Genomic DNA, 16,018 nt, shown 5'->3' with positions numbered 1-16,018 from the left:
GGCCCACCTGGATGCACCGAGAGCAACGACTACTTTGCTGATCCGGGGTTTTCGTGCTTGTGGGCATTGAAGCGCGCCTTCTTCTGACGATTCCCGCACGTGTTCATGTCACACCATTTGCGGGTGCGGCTTTGGCTGGTGTCGAAGAAGGCTGCTTCGCAGGTTGGCGATGCGCACAAGGCCAATTTTCCGTCTCGTTCGCCTGTGATGATGCTGATCGCGTCGGCGGCGATCACGCCTAGGGCATCTTCCACGGAGGAAGCCGAGCCAAGTCGCCATTGCCGATTGCCCTCGGGCGTCAAGATGGCCGCGGCCCGACCTTGAGTGCTGCAGTCATTGATGACCTGGACAGCAGACACAGGGAGAGGGTCTCGGCGCGCGGCCGCTGTCGCGGCGGCGTGAATGGATTCCCTCAGCTCCCAAGCGCGTTCGAGCTGGGCGGTAGTGCAGGACTCCACGGCGAGGCCACTCACCGCCAGCCAGTCGACGAGTCGGTTCGGCGTGGGAATACGTTCCACAGCGTTGCCACGACGCTCCGTCAGGGTCGCCGTGAAGCTGGTCGCTAGCACCTTACCGAGACGGAAGTCAGGGAACTGAGTACGCATGGAACCACCTTAGCTGGTTGCACGCCAACGTCGAGATCTGCTAGAACCGTCTTAGCCGGTTCCGACATGTCACAAGTCGATTCGCTCGATGACCAGGAGGTTTCATGTCCACGCACTGGTGCATCACCGACGCTGCGGCCGGCATTGGCATTGATCGCGGCGTTGTCACCACATCCGCTCACCCCGGCGGGGGCATCTCATGAACCGTCTAACCAGCGACGTGCAAGCATGCGAAGCCCACGCAACCGACACCGACCTCGACGACCTGCGCGCGCGCCTGGCCGCAGCACGGCTGCCGGAAGCTGAGACGGTCTATCGCGCCGCACCCGACCCGCGCCGATGGGATCAGGGTGTTCCTCTCGCCGACCTCGTCGATGTCGTGAACTACTGGCGCACCGGGTACAACTGGCGGTCGTTCGAAACGCGCCTCAACCAGATCGGCCAGTTCCGCACGACCATTGACGATCTGGGAATCCACTTTCTGCACCGTCGATCCACCCGCGCAGACGCCACCCCGCTGATTTTGACGCACGGCTGGCCAGGCAGCATTGCCGAGTTCACCCATGTAATTGACGAACTGGCAGATCCGATAAGCGCAGACGCACCAGCGTTCCACGTCGTAGCCCCGTCGCTGCCAGGCTTTGGTTACAGTGACAAGCCGGCGACCACCGGGTGGGGAATCGAAAAGATCGCGGCCGCCTGGGTGAAACTGATGGGAAGGCTCGGCTACAGCAAGTTTGTAGCCCACGGCGGCGACTGGGGAGGTGTGATCACCACGGTCCTCGGCGGCAGGTTCCCGGCGCACGTTCTCGGCATCCACACCACGACCGCGCAGGCACCGCCCGGGTTGACAACGGACGGGCTGACGGCGGCCGAGCGCAAATGGACCGAGGAGACCCGCGATTTCTGGCGCTACCACGCGGCGTACGCGAAGCAGCAGGCGACCCGACCGCAGACCATCGGCTACTCGCTCGTCGACTCACCAGTCGGGCTTCTCGCCTGGATCCTTGACAAGTTCGCCGAGTGGACAGATACCGAAGACAGCCCGTTCGAGACGATTTCCCGAGACAGGATTCTGGACAACGTCACCCTGTATTGGCTGATGCGGACCGGTGCATCGTCGGCCCGCATTTACTACGAAAGCCACAACTCGCTCGACCCCGAACTTCGGGTCGATGTCCCGTCAGCAATCAGTATGTATCCCCGCGACATCGAGAAGTGTCCGCGCGCCTGGGCACAGGAGCGGTACCGACAGATCGTCCGATGGAGGTCGCCCGAAACCGGGGGACATTTCCCGTCGCTGGAGGTTCCCGAGTTTTTCGTCAAGGATCTACAAGAAGGCCTCGCGGCAGTGCTGGACGCAAACTGAGTTGGTCATGACGTTGTCGACGCCGGCGTTTCTCGGACTTGCCGCGGTCTTGTGTTGCTGCAAGTGCCTGGTCCGCCTCACCACGTAGGACATGGCCTAAAGGCGAAATTGCCTTTCGCCTCCGCCTCCGCCTCCGCCTCCGCCTGCGCGGTCGGTACCGGTCTGCGTGGTCAGGCGGGCTGCCGGAGTGCGCTGACCAGTGTGCGCGGGTCGTCGGCATGGAAGCGGATGGTGTGGGCCTCTTCCGTCGCGCCGAGCGGGCGGGTGAAGGGGAGTGGCCGGTTCAGCTCCAGGGTCACCGAGGTATGGCTGCCCACGATCAGGTCGAGGACCCCGTCCTCGGAGAGGGTGATCAGGCGGCCTTCGGGGGAGCGCCGGTCGACCCGGACCGAGGCGACCGCGTCCGGCGGTACGGCAAGGTCGAAGAGGGCTCCGTAGCGGATCCGCAGAGAGCCGTCGGGGCGCACGACATGCGGCCGGGTGACGCAGGCGGCGTGCAGGGCCAGCACCAGCACCACGCCGTACAGGTCGAGTACCAGGAGCACCCCGTGGACCACCGGCCAAGGGATGAGGAAGGCCAGGCCCACCGTCTCGATGGCCAACACGAAGAGCAGTCCGTACATCATCGCAGTCTGGGGCCCGGTGTACGCGGCAGCGAGGTCCCCGGGACGCACCCCGTGCGTGCCGCGCCTGACCCACCGCCCCAGGGAGGCGAGGGCGCGCAGCTCGTTGATGACCAGGCGGCGGACCGTCACCGGCACTGCCTCCCGTACGGCGGCCCGCCACGCCGCCCTGCGGTCCGCGCCCCGGGCGCGCGCGGCGGCGTACAGCGAGCGCAGCACCCAGGCCTCCAGCAGCAGCACCACGAGCACCAGCGCCTCGGCGCCCGCCAGCGCCCACCCGGGCGGCCGGAACCCGGCCACCAGGCAGACTGTCAGGGCCAGTTCCCCCGACAGTACGGTGGCGGCCGCGACCCGCGCGGCCCTTACGCCCCGGGGTCCGCCGCTCATCGCCGGCCCCTCTCCACGAACGCGTCCATGAGGACGGCGTCGCGGACGCTGTAAGCCCGGTAGCCGTTGGGGCGCCGCTCCGGCTCCGGGAGCAGTCCGACGTGGTGGTAGTGCCGGATCGTCCGGGTGGTGAGCCCGACGAGTGCGGCTATCTCTCCGATTCGCATGCCTCCAGTGGAAACCCTGCCGTTGCGTCAAGCTCAAGCCCCGGCAGTGTCGTCGGCGCAGAACGACTCAAGCAGGTCTCCTCAGGGGAGTTGTTGGTACATCCTCGCCAACGCACGCAGCTGGCCGGAGTCCGCTCCCGCTGCCCCTCGTCGTCCTCGTCGAGTTCGACCGCGCTCGGTGTCGCTCGCCCATTGGGCCTCCGAGGACGCCTCGGTGCCTGAGCCGGGGCTGGACGAGGACCTGTTGCGTGCCTGTTTGCCCGCTCTGTGCCTGCACGGGTTCGCGGACCTGTCCAAGCCGAGCATCACCGCCCGCCACCGACGTGACCTGAACAGCGGGAAGATCCAGATCGGGCACGTCTGTGACGTCACCAGCCTCGACGCGTTCTCTGCGGTCGATGCGCAGCTCGCCACGCTTCACGTAAATGCCGCAACCGAAACGTCCAGCGGACGGCAAGGCGGGCACGAACAATTGAACGTTAAGCGTCTCCTCGGTTCAATGAAGGAAGTGGAGTCATGTCTGAAAAGGTCGTGTTCGTCGTCGGCGACAATTTGGCCACCAGGTCGGACTCGGTCGACCTGGTTTCGTTGTCTGAGTTTGCGGACTCCCTCAAGGGGGAACTGATTTCCGAGCCTTTCCCGGTCATCATTCCGGGACAGGGCGTCGAGGAGTACGAGCGGGAAATCGTCCGCAGCAAGCTGCGCCAGCATGGCTTGCCGGAGTCGATGCTCAAGGACATTCCCCTACCGGAACTGCTCTACCAATCCGAGGTGCACAAGCGTAAACCGGAGAACGTCCTCATCGCCGGGTTACGGAAGGTCGAGGACGGCCTCTTCAAGGCGACGCTGCGTATTTCGGACCGGCAGGAGATGGTCCTCGATCACACCACTGGTTCCCATGTGACCGCCATGGTGATCACCGAGGCGGTGCGGCAGATCTCGCTCGCCGTTGGGGAGCGGTATCTGCTGGCCCCGTCCGGGAAGGCTCGCCGGTTCCTCATCAATTCTCTCCAGACGACGTTCCACAAGTTCCTGCTCCCGCTGCCGGCCCAGCTGGAGTACTCCGTGGAGGAGGTCAGCCAGAAGGGGCCGAACCGGCTGCGGTTCCGGGGCCGCTGCGACCTGGTGCAGGCGGGCGTCGTCGCCGCGTCGGGCTCCATGGACATGGTGGTGATGGAGGAGGAGCGGGCAGACCGGATCGAGGCGGAGCGCATCCGCGAGACGACGCGCGCCCTGGCCGAGCTCTAGGAGGAGGGCGACGCGGCGCGCACGGTCCTCGGCCGGCCGGCCGCGTCCTGATCACGGGTTGTCAGCGACGGGCGACACCGGCTCGGCGCGGGCCCCTCGTTGCCTGCGGGCTGTTTTGTGGAGGTCCTTATGGTGTGGATTCTACGTAAGTTTCCGTTGTTCGTGCTCGCCGTCTGCCTGGCGGCGACCGGAACGGCGCTGGTCCGTGGGGTGCTCGGCTTCTCCGACCCGTGGCAGCGGGTGGCGGTGCTGCTCGCCGGGCTCCACCTGCTGTGGCTGCTGCTGGAGACCTGGACGACCGTCCGCAGTTCGACGTCGACCGAGACGGCCACCGACCGCGGCACGATCTACGTGTACGCCGCCGCACGCGCGGCCACCGTCGCCGCGGCCTGTGTGCCATCGGCCGACCAGCAGACGTATCACCCGTGGATGCTTGCGGTGCCAGTGGTCTTCGCGGCGGCGGTCGGCGTGCGGCTGTCAGCGATCCGCACGCTCGGGCGTTTCTATTCGCACCGGGTGCGGGTGCTCAGCGACCACCAGATCGTCCGGACCGGACCGTACCGGTGGATGCGGCATCCGGCGTACTTCGGCATGGCGCTGGCTCATATCGCCTTCGTGGTCTTCTTCCTCAACACCTACAGCGCGGCGGCGTTGATGATTCTGCTGCCGACGCTTGTGGTGCGCATTCTCGTGGAGGAGAGGACGCTGCTCACGCTTCCCGGCTACTCCGAATATGCGGCGACCCACCGCCGTCTCATTCCCTGGATATGGTGAACTACTCTATGAATATACTCCGTTCGCTGCGCTTATCGAAGCCTTCGCCGAGTGCCAAGCGGCGGCCGGTGCTACGCGGGCGCGCACTGCTGAACGAGGCGGAGGTCGGGCCGAAATTCGCCCGGCAGGCGCGGATGGCGGCGGCCGGTCTGCCGGTGCCCCGATTCTTCTGCCTGTCGGCCGCCGTGTTCACCCAGGTGTTGAGCCCCGTGCGCGCCGAGGTGGACGCCGTGCTCGGCGACGTCGACGCCGGGGATTCCGAGGCCCTGGGGAAAAAGGCTTCGATCCTGCGGGGGATGGTGCTGAGGGCACCGGTACCGGCGGCGGTCGAACGGCAGCTGTATCAGGCGTTCGACGAGGAGTTCGGGCCCGGCGCGGTGGTCTCGGTGCGCTCGTCGGTCGTCGGGTCCGGTGCCCAGGCCAGTGAGGACTCGGCGCACGACGCGTTCGCCGGGATCAGCGACAGCTTCCTCTACGTGACGCGAGACCAGCTGCTGGACAAGGTGCGCCAGTGCTGGGCCTCGGCATTCGGCCCGCAGGCCCTGCTGTACCGCGCTGCCCGCGGGGGCACGCAGCACGGGGTCGAGGTGGCCGTCGGCGTCCAGCGCATGGAGTTCGGCCGACGCTCCTTCGTCCTGTTCACCTGCGATCCGCTGACCGGTGCCCGCGACCGGGTGCTCGCCGCCGGTCTCGGCATCGGTGAGGGCGTGGTCCAGGAGAAGGTGCCGGTCGACCACTACTTCATCAGCCGGCGCGACGACGCGGTGCGGTCGGTGCTCGCGCACAAGACGCAGCTGATGGAGGAGAACCCCGAGCGCCTGGCCGATGGACCGCGGACGGCACCGGTGCCGGAAGAACTGCGCGACACGGCGGTACTGACGGAAGAGCAGATCCGGAAGGTAGTGGCGACCGGGGACCGGATCGAGAGGCTCTTCGGCTGCCCGCAGGACATCGAGGGGACCTTCACCGCCGACGGAGCCCTGCACATTTTGCAGGCCCGGCCGGTGGTGCTGGAGCTTGACCGCCAGCGGTTGTGGAGCAACGCCAACATCACCGAGAGCTACCCGGACGTCACCACCGCGCTGACCTACTCCTTCGCCCAGCGCTTCTACCGCGAGGACTTCCACGACTTCTACCGCAGGCTCGGCGTCCGCCGCACGGTGCTTGACCGGCACGAGGGCGAATTACGAGGAATGATCGGGCTGTTGCGCGGCAGGGTCTACTACTCGCTGAGTGTCTGGTACACCCTGCACGGCCTCAGCAGGACCTTCCCGCTGTGGCGCGCCAGCTTCGAACGGATGATGGGGATGTCGCCGTCGGTCACCCACGTCCGGCCCACCCCGCCCCTCACCTCTCCCGGTCAACTGCCCGCCACCTCATCGGCCTTGGTGCGGCTGACGGCGAGTCTGCTGACGCATGGCGCGGCGGCCCGGAACTTCGAGGCGTGGTGGCAGCGGACCCTCGCCGAGCACCGGACCGCGGCCACGACGGCCGATCCGCTGCAACTGGTCCAGCTGATGCGGTCGTTGTGGCGGGAAGCGGGCAGCCGCTGGGGCATCACGCTGGTCAACGACATCCTGCTCCAGATGCACGAGACGCTGGCCATGCGGCTGTTCGAGCGGTGGCTGCCGCAGGCCGACCCCGGGCTCCACAGCGACCTGCTGTGCGGCGGAGAGGAGAACCGCAGCGTCGTCATCCTGATGTCGCTCATCGACATCGCCGAACGGGTTCGCGGCATACCGGAGGTGCTCGACGCGCTCGCCGTCAAGTCTGCCGAGGAGGTGTGGGAGGAGGCCAATGACGGCGCCTACGGAGCCGATCTCGCCGACCGGCTGCGGACGCATGCGGAACTCCACGGTGACCGGGGCCTGCAAGAGCTGAAGCTGGAGGTGCTGCTACCGCGCGACCAGCCGTCCCAGCTCCTGCGCACGGCCGCGGAGTACGCCCGGGGCGACCTCACCCGCCAACTGCTGCGCACCCGCGAGGCCGAAGCCCGGTGGGCCGGCGAACACCGACTGACCGGCCTGCTCGCCGGACACCCGCTGCGCCGCCGGGTGCTGCGCGCGGTGGTGGCCGCCCAGCGCCGGCACATCAACATCCGGGAGAACACCCGCTACAACCGCAGCGAGTTGTTCGGCTTCGCCCGCCACGTCTACCACCGGCTCGGCGCTGACCTGGCCGCGCGCGGTCTGCTGGAATCGGCGCAGGACGTGGTTCACCTGACCGAGGAAGAGATCCTCGGCACCTACGACGGCACCGCGGTCACCGACGACCTGCGTGGCCTGGCGGCCCTGCGCCGGGCCGAGTACCACGCCCGGGGCGCCGAACTGCCGATGGACTTCGTGACCATGGGACCCGTCCGTGACGGGCTACCGGACCCGAGCCGGGGCACGGCCGCCGAGGGCACTCTGCACGGCCTGGGCTCCAGCGGGGGAGTCGTGCGAGGCACCGCCCGGGTGGTGGTCGACCCGCATCAGCTCGGCGAACCCACGGACGACATGATCCTGGTGGCCAGGGAGACCGACCCCGGCTGGCTGTTCCTGATGCTGTCCGCCCGCGGCATCGTCGTCGAGCGCGGCACCCTGCTGTCGCACACCGCCATCTCCGGACGCAAGTTCGGCATCCCGACCATCGTGGCGCTCCAGCACGCGACAACCCGCATCCCAGACGGCGCCCGCGTCGAGATGGACGGCGCGGCTGGCACGGTGACGATCCTTGAGGAGGACGAGGCATGACACCCTCTTCCGTGACCGGCTCCGTGTCCCGCCCCCGCCCGGCGGACGAACCCCGCTCCGTGGCACGCAGCGCCCGCCGCCTGCGCACCTTCTTCGCCGAACGGGCCCCCACCCGGATCTACTTGACCTATGCGGTGCTGTGGGTCCTGGCCCTCCAGGGCACACTGGCGGTGCTCGCGCCGGAGTCGGACTGGAGACTCGGGGGGTCCCTCCTCGCCGAGATCGCCACCGTCTATCTGGCGCTGCTGTTCATCCGGGTCGTCGACGAGCAGAAGGACCTGGAGTATGACCGGCAGTACAACCCGGACCGGCCGCTGCCGCGCGGCGCGATCGACGTGGTGGAACTGCGGGCCGCCATGGTACTCATCGTCATCGCGGAACTGGCGCTCACCGGCTGGCGCTCACCGCTGCTGGCCGGATGGCTGCTGCTGGACCTCGGGTACATCTGTTTCCTGGTCCAGCTGGAGCGCTGGTCCGCGAGGGTACGGGACGGGATCTTCGTCAACCTGCTGGTGAGCTATCCGGTGCAGGCGTTGCTCAGCGTGCACATCTGGCTGTCCTTCCGGCAGGCCACTGGCACCGGTCCGGTGCCGGACGCGGTGTTCGGCGCCTTGCTGTGCGTCTGCGTCTTCCTGCACTACGAGTTCGCCCGCAAGACCGGTGCCCGCGTGGTGCCCGGTGCGGCGCTCTATTCGAACGTCGTCGGCCGGCGCGGCTCGACGGCGCTGACCGTGGGCTTCGCGCTGGGCGGCGTGGGGCTGGCACTCGCCCTGGTGCGGCCCTGGGAACTGCACGGTGCGATGGCGCTGGCGGGCTGGCTTCCGCTGTCCGCGCTGGGCTTCGTCTGGGGCGGCGGCGAACGGTTCGCCTCCCAGCGCACGCCGACCTGGCCGCCCGGACCGGCCATGGGCTTCCTGGCGTGGTGCTACCTCGGCGTGTTCATCACCGCACTGGTAGTGGCCCGGCCGGGGTTCGGGGGATGACGCCGATGCCGCGGGGGACGCCCGGAGCGGATGCCGCGGGCCGCCCGGATCCCGGAAGCCGCCCGGGCAGCAGCGGGTTCGGGGCGGCGGGGGGCGGCGCGGGCTCCGCCGCGCCACCCGCCGTCCACCGTGAGGTCCGGCTGGCCGCCCACCCGGGCCGGGAGCTGCGGCCGGAGCATTTCGAGACGGTGGAGGTCCCGCTGCGCCGACCGTCCGCCGGCCAGGTGCTGGTGCGGAATCTGGTGCTGCGGATCGGTGCTGCCACCCGCACCCTGATGGCGGATGCCGAGGTGCTGCCGATGCCCTCCTACCGGCCGGGCCGGGCCCTGCGCGGCGCCGCCCTCGGCGAGGTGGTCGAGGCCCCGGGGACCGGACTGCGCCCCGGCGAGCTGGTCCGGCACGACTTCGGCTGGCAGGAATACGCGCTGCTGCCCGCCGACGCCGTACGACGGGTCGACCCGGCCCGATGGCCCGATCCTGCGGCATGCCTCTCCCAGGGGTTCGTCGGCTGGCTGGCGGTGGCCCGGGGCAGCCGCGTGCGCTCCGGCGACACGGTCCTGGTCACCGGGGCGGCCGGCGGGGTCGGGTGTGTCGCGGGCCAGTTCGCCCGGCTGCAGGGTGCCGGGCGGCTGATCGGAACGGTCGGATCCCGCTGGAAGGCCGACTATCTGGAGCGTGAGCTGGGCTTCGACGCCGTGCTGGTGCGAGGCGAAGGCCCGATCGGGGAGCAGCTGCGCGCGGCGGCGCCGGACGGCATCGACGTGCTGGTCGACACGGTGGGCGGCGAGCAGTTCGAGGCCGCCCTGGCGGCGGCCCGCCGCAGGGCCAGGTTCATGGTGGTGGGCGCCCTCGGCGACCAGGCCGCCGGCGGAACCCGGGCCGAGGCGGCCGTCGACAGCCTGTGGCTCGTCTCCCGAGGGATCACCCTCAGCGGACTGTCGGCCGCCGACCACCACGCGTCGGTCGACTGCTGGGAGGTGGAGTTCAGCGGCGCGCTGCGTAACGGTACGGTCCGTTTCCCGCACGTACGGCTGACCGGTCTCGACCGGGCCCCCGGCGCGCTCATCGACCTGCTGGCGGGCCGTCATCTCGGCACGGTGCTGGTGGAACCCACCTGATCCGGCGTGCCCCGTCGTGCGTCCGGGGACGTTTCGGTGAGGCGACGACGATGACCTGATGTCGCGGCTGCCCAAGGGATCCCAACGGACAGGGAGTTGAACATGGAAGAGATCGTCGCCCTCTACGCCCAGGATGAGGTGCCCGGCCGGGTCGTCGGCACCGCGCCCAGGAGCCTGGTGAGGGCCGAGAACCTGCCGCACGCGGCGGTGAAGATCCTTGTGCGCGACGCCGACGGGCGTATCTACGTGCACCGACGCACCGAGACCAAGGACCTCTATCCCGGCCTCCACGATGTCTGGGCCGGCGGGGTGATCGCCGCCGGCGAGGAGCCACTCTCCGCTGCCGAGCGCGAACTCACCGAGGAACTGGGGCTACGGGGCTGCGTGTTACGCCCCACCATGCGCCACTGGTACACCGACGCACACACCAACTACCTGGCGCACGTCTACGAAACGCTCTACACCCCGGGCCGGCACGGGCCGGTCGTCCACCAGCCGACAGAGGTCGCCGACGGCTGGTGGCTGCCCTGGAGCGAACTGACCGCCCAACTATCCGACCCCCACTGGCAGTTCGTACCGGATGGGCGGGAACACCTGATCCGCTACGCCGCGCAGCACCCAGGGTGAACCCCCGCAGCCTCGTGATCGAGACCGACCCGTCGTCCTCCCTGCGCCTCGGCGCGGGAAAGGGCCTCCTGCCTGGTCGGTAGTGGCCATGGGGGCAGGTGAGACTGTTCCGGGCCGCCTGGGTGAGACTGTTCGGGGCCGCCTGCGGCGCCAGACCCACGGTGCGGAACTCCAGACGGGCGCCGCTCGGCCTCACTCGTTCGCGCGGTTTGTTTGCAGGACGTCAGTGAAGCGTTTCCAGAACGTCAGCGGCCCAGGGAAGAGTGGTGTCCACACCGCGGGAACGGCCAAAGAGGACTCCCGCACGAAACACAGGGGGAACCTGATCATGCGTACTTCCCGGATTCGTACCGCCACCCTGGCCGCCGTCACCGCCGCGCTGGCGCTGGGCCTGACCGCCTGCGGCGGCGCCGACGACGGCGCGAAGGCGGCGGGCGGCGACAACGCCGCCGGTACCGCGCAGAGCCGGTCCGCATCCAACGGGGACGGCAAGGACGGCGCGGAGCGGGCCGGCGGCGGTGACGCCAAGGACGGCGCACGCTCGACGACCGCCCCGGGCGGGACGGACGAGGCCGCGGGCAAGGGCACCACGGCCGGCGCCCAGCAGTGCCGCGGCGACGAGATGCTGCTCACCGCGGTACACCGGTTCGCCGGGCAGCAGGGCGACCACCTGCTGGTCACCGCGTCGAACAAGGGCACCAAGCCGTGCTGGGTCACCTCGTACCCGGCCGTGAAGCTCGGCGACGTCGACGGCACCGCACTGCCGCACTCGAAGAAGGACAACTCCGGCGGCGGCAAGCACCTCACGCTCCAGCCCGGCGGCACGGCATACAGCGCGGTGAACCTCTTCGACTACGGCTCGAAGCACCACACGGCGCAGTCGTTCGCCCTCGCACTGCGCGGCGCGGACGGTCAGAACGGCCCCTTCTATTCCGTCAACATCAAGGGTGAGAAGCCGCAGTTCAGCTGGAACGAGGCCGACGTGCTGAACTGGAACACCAAGAAGCCGTACGACTTCTGACGGCCCGGCCAGCGGCGCGTCGCCCCGGACGCGCCGCGCGCTGCCGTGAAGGTTCGCCGGGCGCATCTGGCAGCCGTGTCATCGGGTTACGTCTCGCAGTGGGGATCGTAGACGTAGGGAGTTGTGGTGCTCAGAACGGTGAACCCGAGTCGTTGCAGGACGGGGCGGCTTTGGTCAGTGGCGTCGACCTGAAGGTAGCGGTAGCCGAGGTCGGCGGCGGTCCGGGCGCGGTGGGCGACCAGAGCACGGTAGATACCCCGGCCTCGCCAGGCAGCCACGGTGCCGCCGCCCCAAAGGCCGGCGAAGTCGGTGCCTGGGTTCAGTTCCATCCGCGCTGCGCACACGGGCAGGTCGCCGGCCATCGCGACGACCATGCTGATGGTTTCGGAGTTCTGGGCGAGCTGGGCGAGCAGCCGCTGCCGCAGGCGGGCGCTGCTGGTGCCGAAGGCCTGCTCGTGGACGTCCGCCACGAGGTCTACCCCGGCGGGGTCGGTCACCGCACGCAGGTGGACGCCTTCGGGCAAGGTGGCGTCTGTGGGCAGGTCCCGGACGGGCGCGATCATGACTGCCTCCTGCGGCTCGGGCGTGAACCCGGCCGACTTCAGTCGCCTCCCGAGGTCACCGGGACGGTCGTGGGCGTATGCCTTCCATTCGAACTCGCGCCCAAGCGTGGTGAAGTACTGCGCCTGGGCTCTGATCGCCACTTCCGCGGTGGTCTCGTCGAGGTCCGACCAGAGGACGCCGTTCCAGTCGTGATCCGCGCCGACCTGCCGCACGACGTTGCCGTCACGCTCGACACGGGTTCCGGGGCTGTCGGCCTGTGCGTCGCGCCTCAGCTGGCGGTCGAACAGGGCAAGTACTTCCTCGTGATTCATCCGCTCACTGCAGCATGGAGAGGGAAGCCGTACCACTGGGTTTCGATCGCACCTTGCCTGTGACGGGCTGCATCGCGGGCCGCGTTCTCGTGACAGACGGCTTCGTGGTCCTGACGCGTGCAGCACGCCCGTTCATCCACTCTTGCCCGGTCCGGCGGTTGATGCCGACGATCCGGCTGGCCTCTCTGATGCTCACCCCCTGGCCAACGAGTTCAAGGAACTTCCGTCGCTCGTCAGCCAGGGGCCGGCCCGGCGCCGTCTTTCGCGACTTCATCGCATCCCCAGAGTTCGGGTGTGGCGACGATCAGTTGAACCTGAGCAGCGACGGACGGGGCGGTGGGACACTCGCCGGCCGTTTCTGCCGGGTTGGGCGGGCTCAGGTCAGGCGGGAGCGACCTTCAGGTGAGCCAATCGGTGTAGTGGGTGGGGGCGATGCGTGCGTCGCCCTTGGTGGTGAGCACATCGCCGTCGACGGCGGCGAACATGCCGGCGGTGTCGTCGGTGATGACCGTGCGGCCGTCGGGTCGGGCGTTCAAGGTGATCCGGCCGAGTTCGTCGAGGGGATGGACGTCGGGCCCGCCGACGTTGAGGGTTCCGTTCAGAGGGGTACCGGCGGCGACTTCGGCGACGGTGTCGGAGACGTCCTGAGCGGCGATCGGCTGGAGTGGGGTGGTGGGCAGGCGGACGGTGTCGCCCTCGGTGGTCCAGGACATGAAGGCGTTGATGAACTCCATGAACTGGGTGGCGTGGACGATCGAATAGGGGATCGGCCCGGCCTTGAGGATGTCTTCCTGCAAGACCTTGGCGCGGTAATAGGCGAGGCCGGGCACCTGGTCCGCGCCGACGATCGAGAGGATGACGAAGTGCCCCACCCCGCCCTTGTGGCCGGCGGCCAGAAGGTTGTCCATCGAGGTCTGGAAGAAGGCGGGAGAGGCGTCGTCGAAGGTCGGGGAATTCGTCAGATTGACGAGGCAGTCTGCTCCGGCCACCGCCTCCTCCAAGCCCTGGCCGGTGATCACGTCGACACCTGTGGTCGGCGAGTGCGGCACGGCCTCGTGCCCGGCGGCGTTCAACTTTTTCACGACCTGCGACCCGATCAGACCGGTACCGCCGATGACTGCGAACTTCATGGGTCACCTTTCGTCGCGCCCCGATAGGTCATGTGTCCAGATTGCGGCGGTGCAGTGCACGGCGCACGCTGGGCCGTGCGCTGCTGGGCATGCCGGTGGCGCTGCGTGCTGACGACGTCTCGCGTGGCGTGGCGCTCCATACGCCGGCCGTTCCCTGCATCCAGGGTGAGGCCGAGCGGGCGTCCGTCCGCCGGTGACGAGGAGGGCCGGCTTGGCAGGGTCGGACGCCACCCCGGCCACGGCCGACGCGGCCCACCGGCGTCATGGCCCTGGCGCGAAGTACCTGCAGGGCCGGACGCATGGTGGGGTCATCGGTATCAGTCGACGGCCTTCAAGCCGCCCAGCGCCGCACCGAGGTCGAGTTCGGTACTGCCACGGGTCTGGAAGCCCGGGGCCGATGAGGTTGATCGGCGGGGCGTGGAAGGTGGCGAACAGGACATTGCCGTCCAACCTGGTGCTGACGCTGATGGTCTCGTATGGGGCGGTCATGTTCTCGTCCTCTCAGCGCTCAACACGGCCCGGTGCCCATCCTGGCTGTCAGAGCTGGTGGCTCATCGAGCCACGGCACCACCGCGCGGCGATCTCCCTTCGCCCGCTGTGCACGGTCAGGGAGTGGCCAAGTGGCCTTGACGCGACCCGGCGCAGCTACCCCTTCCAGTCTCTCCTCGATCATCCAGGGACGCCCACGCAGTCCCGCAGTCCCGGTGAGGTTCAGACGGGAACGATCAGGTCGATCCCGTAGGCCGCGATCGCGAGGCAGGCGGCGAAGCACAGCACGGCTGTGACAGCTGCCACCTTCTGGTACCGGCCCCGGGGGGTGCCGGGGGCGGTCTCCCCATGCCCGGCTCGGGCCCACGTGGCCAGGCCGAGCGAGAACATCACGACGACCACCACGCTGATCCCGAGGCTGACTCCGAAGACCCCAACCAGAGTGCCCCAGTCGATGTCCATCCCGTCCCTCCTTCTTCTTCTGTTCTTCCTCTTCCTCTGCCTCTTCCTCGGCGACGGCCCGCCCGGTCGGGCCGGCTCAGGCGGCCGACCTGGCGGCGGGCTTCGCAGTGCTTGCCGGCACCTCATTGACGTTCTCCGGGCTCACCGGGCGGCGGCGCGAGAGCACGTAGAAAGCCGCCGCGGCGGCCAGCGCGACACCCGCCACCAGGGCCACCCCCGCATCGCCCCGACCAGCCACCCACGCTGCCACGCCTCCCACGGCGGCCGCGGCCGGCAGTGTCAGTAACCAGGACACCGCGATCCGCCCTGCGACGCCCCAGCGCACATGTGCCAGCCTGCGGCCCAGCCCCGCGCCGAGGATGCTGCCCGTGCACACCTGGGTGGTCGACAGCGCGAAGCCCATGTGTGACGAGGCGAGAATCACCGCGGTCGCGCTGGTCTCGGCGGCGAAGCCCTGCGGGGCCTGGATGTCGGTGAGTCCCTTGCCCATGGTCCGGATGATCCGCCAACCGCCCGCGTAGGTACCCAGGGAGATCGCCAGGCCCGCGCTCAGCACCACCCACCAGGGCGGCCCCGCGCCATGGCTGAGCGCCCCGCTTGAGATGAGCGCCAAGGTGATGACCCCCATCGTCTTCTGGGCGTCATTGGTGCCGTGCGCCAGCGCCACCAAGGACGCCGACCCGATCTGTCCCGCACGGAAGCCCTTCCCGACGGCGCGGCGCGAGGTCCTACGGGTGATCATGTAAGCGAGGTAGGTCGCCAGCAGCGCTATCACGCAGGCCACCACCGGCGAGGCCACCGCAGGGATCACGATCTTCTCGACGATCGCGCCGAAGCGCACCGCGGAACCCCCGGCCCCCACCCACACCGCCCCGATCAGCCCGCCGAACAGCGCATGGGACGAACTGGACGGAAGCCCGAGGAGCCAGGTCACCAGATTCCACAGGATCGCCCCGATCAGCCCGGCGAAGATCATCACCAGGGAAACTTCGCTGTCTTGGACTATGCCGCCCGAGATCGTCTTGGCCACCTCTGTGGAGAGGAAGGCCCCGCCCAGATTGAGCAGACCCGCGACGGCGACGGCGACCCGGGGGCTCAGCGCCCCGGTGGCGATGGAGGTGGCCATCGAGTTGGCGGTGTCGTGGAACCCGTTGGTGAAGTCGAAGGCCAGAGCGGTGAGGATCACGGCCACGAGCAGGAAGGAGACAGATGCCATCCCGGTCCTCCACGTCGGGGGCGGCCCGGCCACCCCAGCTCACCGAGTGCGCGAACCGCCGGTCCCCTCCCACGGTAAGTGCCGCTCCGGATCGCCGCCAACGCGACGACGCAGGACGGTCGCTGGCGGCCGGCTGCAGTCAGTGCCGTGCCGACTCAGCGACGGGTGTTGAGTAGTACGACGGCCTCG

The 16,018-nt window shown here is 68.9% G+C and carries 15 protein-coding genes and 1 pseudogene; 8 read left to right on the top strand and 8 right to left on the bottom strand.

The genetic code is table 11. From position 1 onward, the window contains the following. Window positions 1–29 precede the first annotated feature (29 nt). Window positions 30–605, bottom strand: a complete 576-nt coding sequence (locus AB0C46_RS15090) for a CGNR zinc finger domain-containing protein (RefSeq protein ID WP_362828251.1) — start codon at window positions 603–605, stop codon at window positions 30–32. Between the two features lie 199 nt (window positions 606–804). Between AB0C46_RS15090 and AB0C46_RS15085 the strand changes: the two genes are divergently transcribed. After that, on the top strand, window positions 805–1,974 hold the full coding sequence (locus AB0C46_RS15085; RefSeq protein ID WP_362828250.1) for an epoxide hydrolase: 1,170 nt from the start codon (window positions 805–807) through the stop codon (window positions 1,972–1,974). 170 nt (window positions 1,975–2,144) lie between these two features. Here AB0C46_RS15085 and AB0C46_RS15080 read toward each other — a convergent pair whose 3' ends face one another. Both AB0C46_RS15080 and AB0C46_RS15075 read right to left on the bottom strand, forming a co-directional pair. Next, window positions 2,145–2,984, bottom strand: a complete 840-nt coding sequence (locus tag AB0C46_RS15080; RefSeq protein WP_362828288.1) for a hypothetical protein — start codon at window positions 2,982–2,984, stop codon at window positions 2,145–2,147. Between the two features lie 15 nt (window positions 2,985–2,999). Continuing rightward, window positions 3,000–3,151 (bottom strand): annotated as a pseudogene (locus AB0C46_RS15075) (MerR family DNA-binding transcriptional regulator); the annotation flags it as partial. Between the two features lie 516 nt (window positions 3,152–3,667). Between AB0C46_RS15075 and AB0C46_RS15070 the strand changes: the two are divergent. The 7 genes from AB0C46_RS15070 (at window position 3,668) to AB0C46_RS15040 (ending at window position 11,657) form a co-directional block, all read left to right on the top strand. Further along, a complete protein-coding gene (locus AB0C46_RS15070) occupies window positions 3,668–4,399 on the top strand; it encodes an AfsA-related hotdog domain-containing protein (protein WP_362828249.1) in 732 nt (243 codons plus the stop codon). Window positions 4,400–4,528: 129 nt separating this feature from the next. Beyond that, window positions 4,529–5,173, top strand: a complete 645-nt coding sequence (locus tag AB0C46_RS15065) for an isoprenylcysteine carboxylmethyltransferase family protein (RefSeq protein ID WP_362828248.1) — start codon at window positions 4,529–4,531, stop codon at window positions 5,171–5,173. Between the two features lie 8 nt (window positions 5,174–5,181). Beyond that, a complete protein-coding gene (locus AB0C46_RS15060; protein ID WP_362828247.1) occupies window positions 5,182–7,908 on the top strand; it encodes a PEP/pyruvate-binding domain-containing protein in 2,727 nt (908 codons plus the stop codon). Continuing rightward, on the top strand, window positions 7,905–8,891 hold the full coding sequence (locus AB0C46_RS15055) for a hypothetical protein (RefSeq protein ID WP_362828246.1): 987 nt from the start codon (window positions 7,905–7,907) through the stop codon (window positions 8,889–8,891). The genes AB0C46_RS15060 and AB0C46_RS15055 overlap by 4 nt, the downstream gene beginning before the upstream one ends. A gap of 5 nt (window positions 8,892–8,896) precedes the next feature. Beyond that, window positions 8,897–10,009, top strand: coding sequence for an NADP-dependent oxidoreductase (locus AB0C46_RS15050; protein WP_362828245.1), 1,113 nt, complete (start codon window positions 8,897–8,899; stop codon window positions 10,007–10,009). Between the two features lie 102 nt (window positions 10,010–10,111). Then, complete coding sequence (locus tag AB0C46_RS15045) at window positions 10,112–10,636, top strand: NUDIX domain-containing protein (protein ID WP_362828244.1); 525 nt, start codon at window positions 10,112–10,114, stop codon at window positions 10,634–10,636. Between the two features lie 328 nt (window positions 10,637–10,964). Continuing rightward, the gene (locus tag AB0C46_RS15040) at window positions 10,965–11,657 is read left to right on the top strand and encodes a DUF4232 domain-containing protein (RefSeq protein ID WP_362828243.1); all 693 of its coding nucleotides are present in this window, start codon (window positions 10,965–10,967) and stop codon (window positions 11,655–11,657) included. 86 nt (window positions 11,658–11,743) lie between these two features. Here the strand turns inward: AB0C46_RS15040 and AB0C46_RS15035 are convergent, their stop codons facing one another. The 5 genes from AB0C46_RS15035 to AB0C46_RS15015 form a co-directional block, all read right to left on the bottom strand. Continuing rightward, window positions 11,744–12,532 (bottom strand): GNAT family N-acetyltransferase, encoded by a 789-nt coding sequence (locus tag AB0C46_RS15035; RefSeq protein WP_362828242.1) that lies wholly within the window; start codon window positions 12,530–12,532, stop codon window positions 11,744–11,746. A gap of 4 nt (window positions 12,533–12,536) precedes the next feature. Beyond that, the gene (locus tag AB0C46_RS15030) at window positions 12,537–12,806 is read right to left on the bottom strand and encodes a helix-turn-helix domain-containing protein (protein WP_362828241.1); all 270 of its coding nucleotides are present in this window, start codon (window positions 12,804–12,806) and stop codon (window positions 12,537–12,539) included. Between the two features lie 124 nt (window positions 12,807–12,930). Next, on the bottom strand, window positions 12,931–13,662 hold the full coding sequence (locus AB0C46_RS15025; protein WP_362828240.1) for an NAD(P)H-binding protein: 732 nt from the start codon (window positions 13,660–13,662) through the stop codon (window positions 12,931–12,933). Between the two features lie 711 nt (window positions 13,663–14,373). Continuing rightward, complete coding sequence (locus AB0C46_RS15020) at window positions 14,374–14,613, bottom strand: hypothetical protein (RefSeq protein WP_362828239.1); 240 nt, start codon at window positions 14,611–14,613, stop codon at window positions 14,374–14,376. Window positions 14,614–14,689: 76 nt separating this feature from the next. Then, the gene (locus tag AB0C46_RS15015) at window positions 14,690–15,829 is read right to left on the bottom strand and encodes an inorganic phosphate transporter (RefSeq protein ID WP_362828238.1); all 1,140 of its coding nucleotides are present in this window, start codon (window positions 15,827–15,829) and stop codon (window positions 14,690–14,692) included. Between the last annotated feature and the right edge of the window lie 189 nt (window positions 15,830–16,018).

Origin of the sequence: Streptomyces sp. NPDC048637 (assembly GCF_040650675.1) — a bacterium.
Classification (GTDB): domain Bacteria; phylum Actinomycetota; class Actinomycetes; order Streptomycetales; family Streptomycetaceae; genus Streptomyces.
The sequence above is the reverse complement of the archived record's forward strand: the minus strand, read 5'-3'. Positions and strand labels throughout refer to the sequence as shown.

Coding starts and splice junctions, on each gene's coding strand:
- AB0C46_RS15090 (WP_362828251.1), bottom strand. CDS start 605: ATGCGTACTCAGTTCCCTGACTTCCGTCTCGGTAAGGTGCTAGCGACC.
- AB0C46_RS15085 (WP_362828250.1), top strand. CDS start 805: ATGAACCGTCTAACCAGCGACGTGCAAGCATGCGAAGCCCACGCAACC.
- AB0C46_RS15080 (WP_362828288.1), bottom strand. CDS start 2,984: ATGAGCGGCGGACCCCGGGGCGTAAGGGCCGCGCGGGTCGCGGCCGCC.
- AB0C46_RS15070 (WP_362828249.1), top strand. CDS start 3,668: ATGTCTGAAAAGGTCGTGTTCGTCGTCGGCGACAATTTGGCCACCAGG.
- AB0C46_RS15065 (WP_362828248.1), top strand. CDS start 4,529: ATGGTGTGGATTCTACGTAAGTTTCCGTTGTTCGTGCTCGCCGTCTGC.
- AB0C46_RS15060 (WP_362828247.1), top strand. CDS start 5,182: ATGAATATACTCCGTTCGCTGCGCTTATCGAAGCCTTCGCCGAGTGCC.
- AB0C46_RS15055 (WP_362828246.1), top strand. CDS start 7,905: ATGACACCCTCTTCCGTGACCGGCTCCGTGTCCCGCCCCCGCCCGGCG.
- AB0C46_RS15050 (WP_362828245.1), top strand. CDS start 8,897: ATGCCGCGGGGGACGCCCGGAGCGGATGCCGCGGGCCGCCCGGATCCC.
- AB0C46_RS15045 (WP_362828244.1), top strand. CDS start 10,112: ATGGAAGAGATCGTCGCCCTCTACGCCCAGGATGAGGTGCCCGGCCGG.
- AB0C46_RS15040 (WP_362828243.1), top strand. CDS start 10,965: ATGCGTACTTCCCGGATTCGTACCGCCACCCTGGCCGCCGTCACCGCC.
- AB0C46_RS15035 (WP_362828242.1), bottom strand. CDS start 12,532: ATGAATCACGAGGAAGTACTTGCCCTGTTCGACCGCCAGCTGAGGCGC.
- AB0C46_RS15030 (WP_362828241.1), bottom strand. CDS start 12,806: ATGAAGTCGCGAAAGACGGCGCCGGGCCGGCCCCTGGCTGACGAGCGA.
- AB0C46_RS15025 (WP_362828240.1), bottom strand. CDS start 13,662: ATGAAGTTCGCAGTCATCGGCGGTACCGGTCTGATCGGGTCGCAGGTC.
- AB0C46_RS15020 (WP_362828239.1), bottom strand. CDS start 14,613: ATGGACATCGACTGGGGCACTCTGGTTGGGGTCTTCGGAGTCAGCCTC.
- AB0C46_RS15015 (WP_362828238.1), bottom strand. CDS start 15,829: ATGGCATCTGTCTCCTTCCTGCTCGTGGCCGTGATCCTCACCGCTCTG.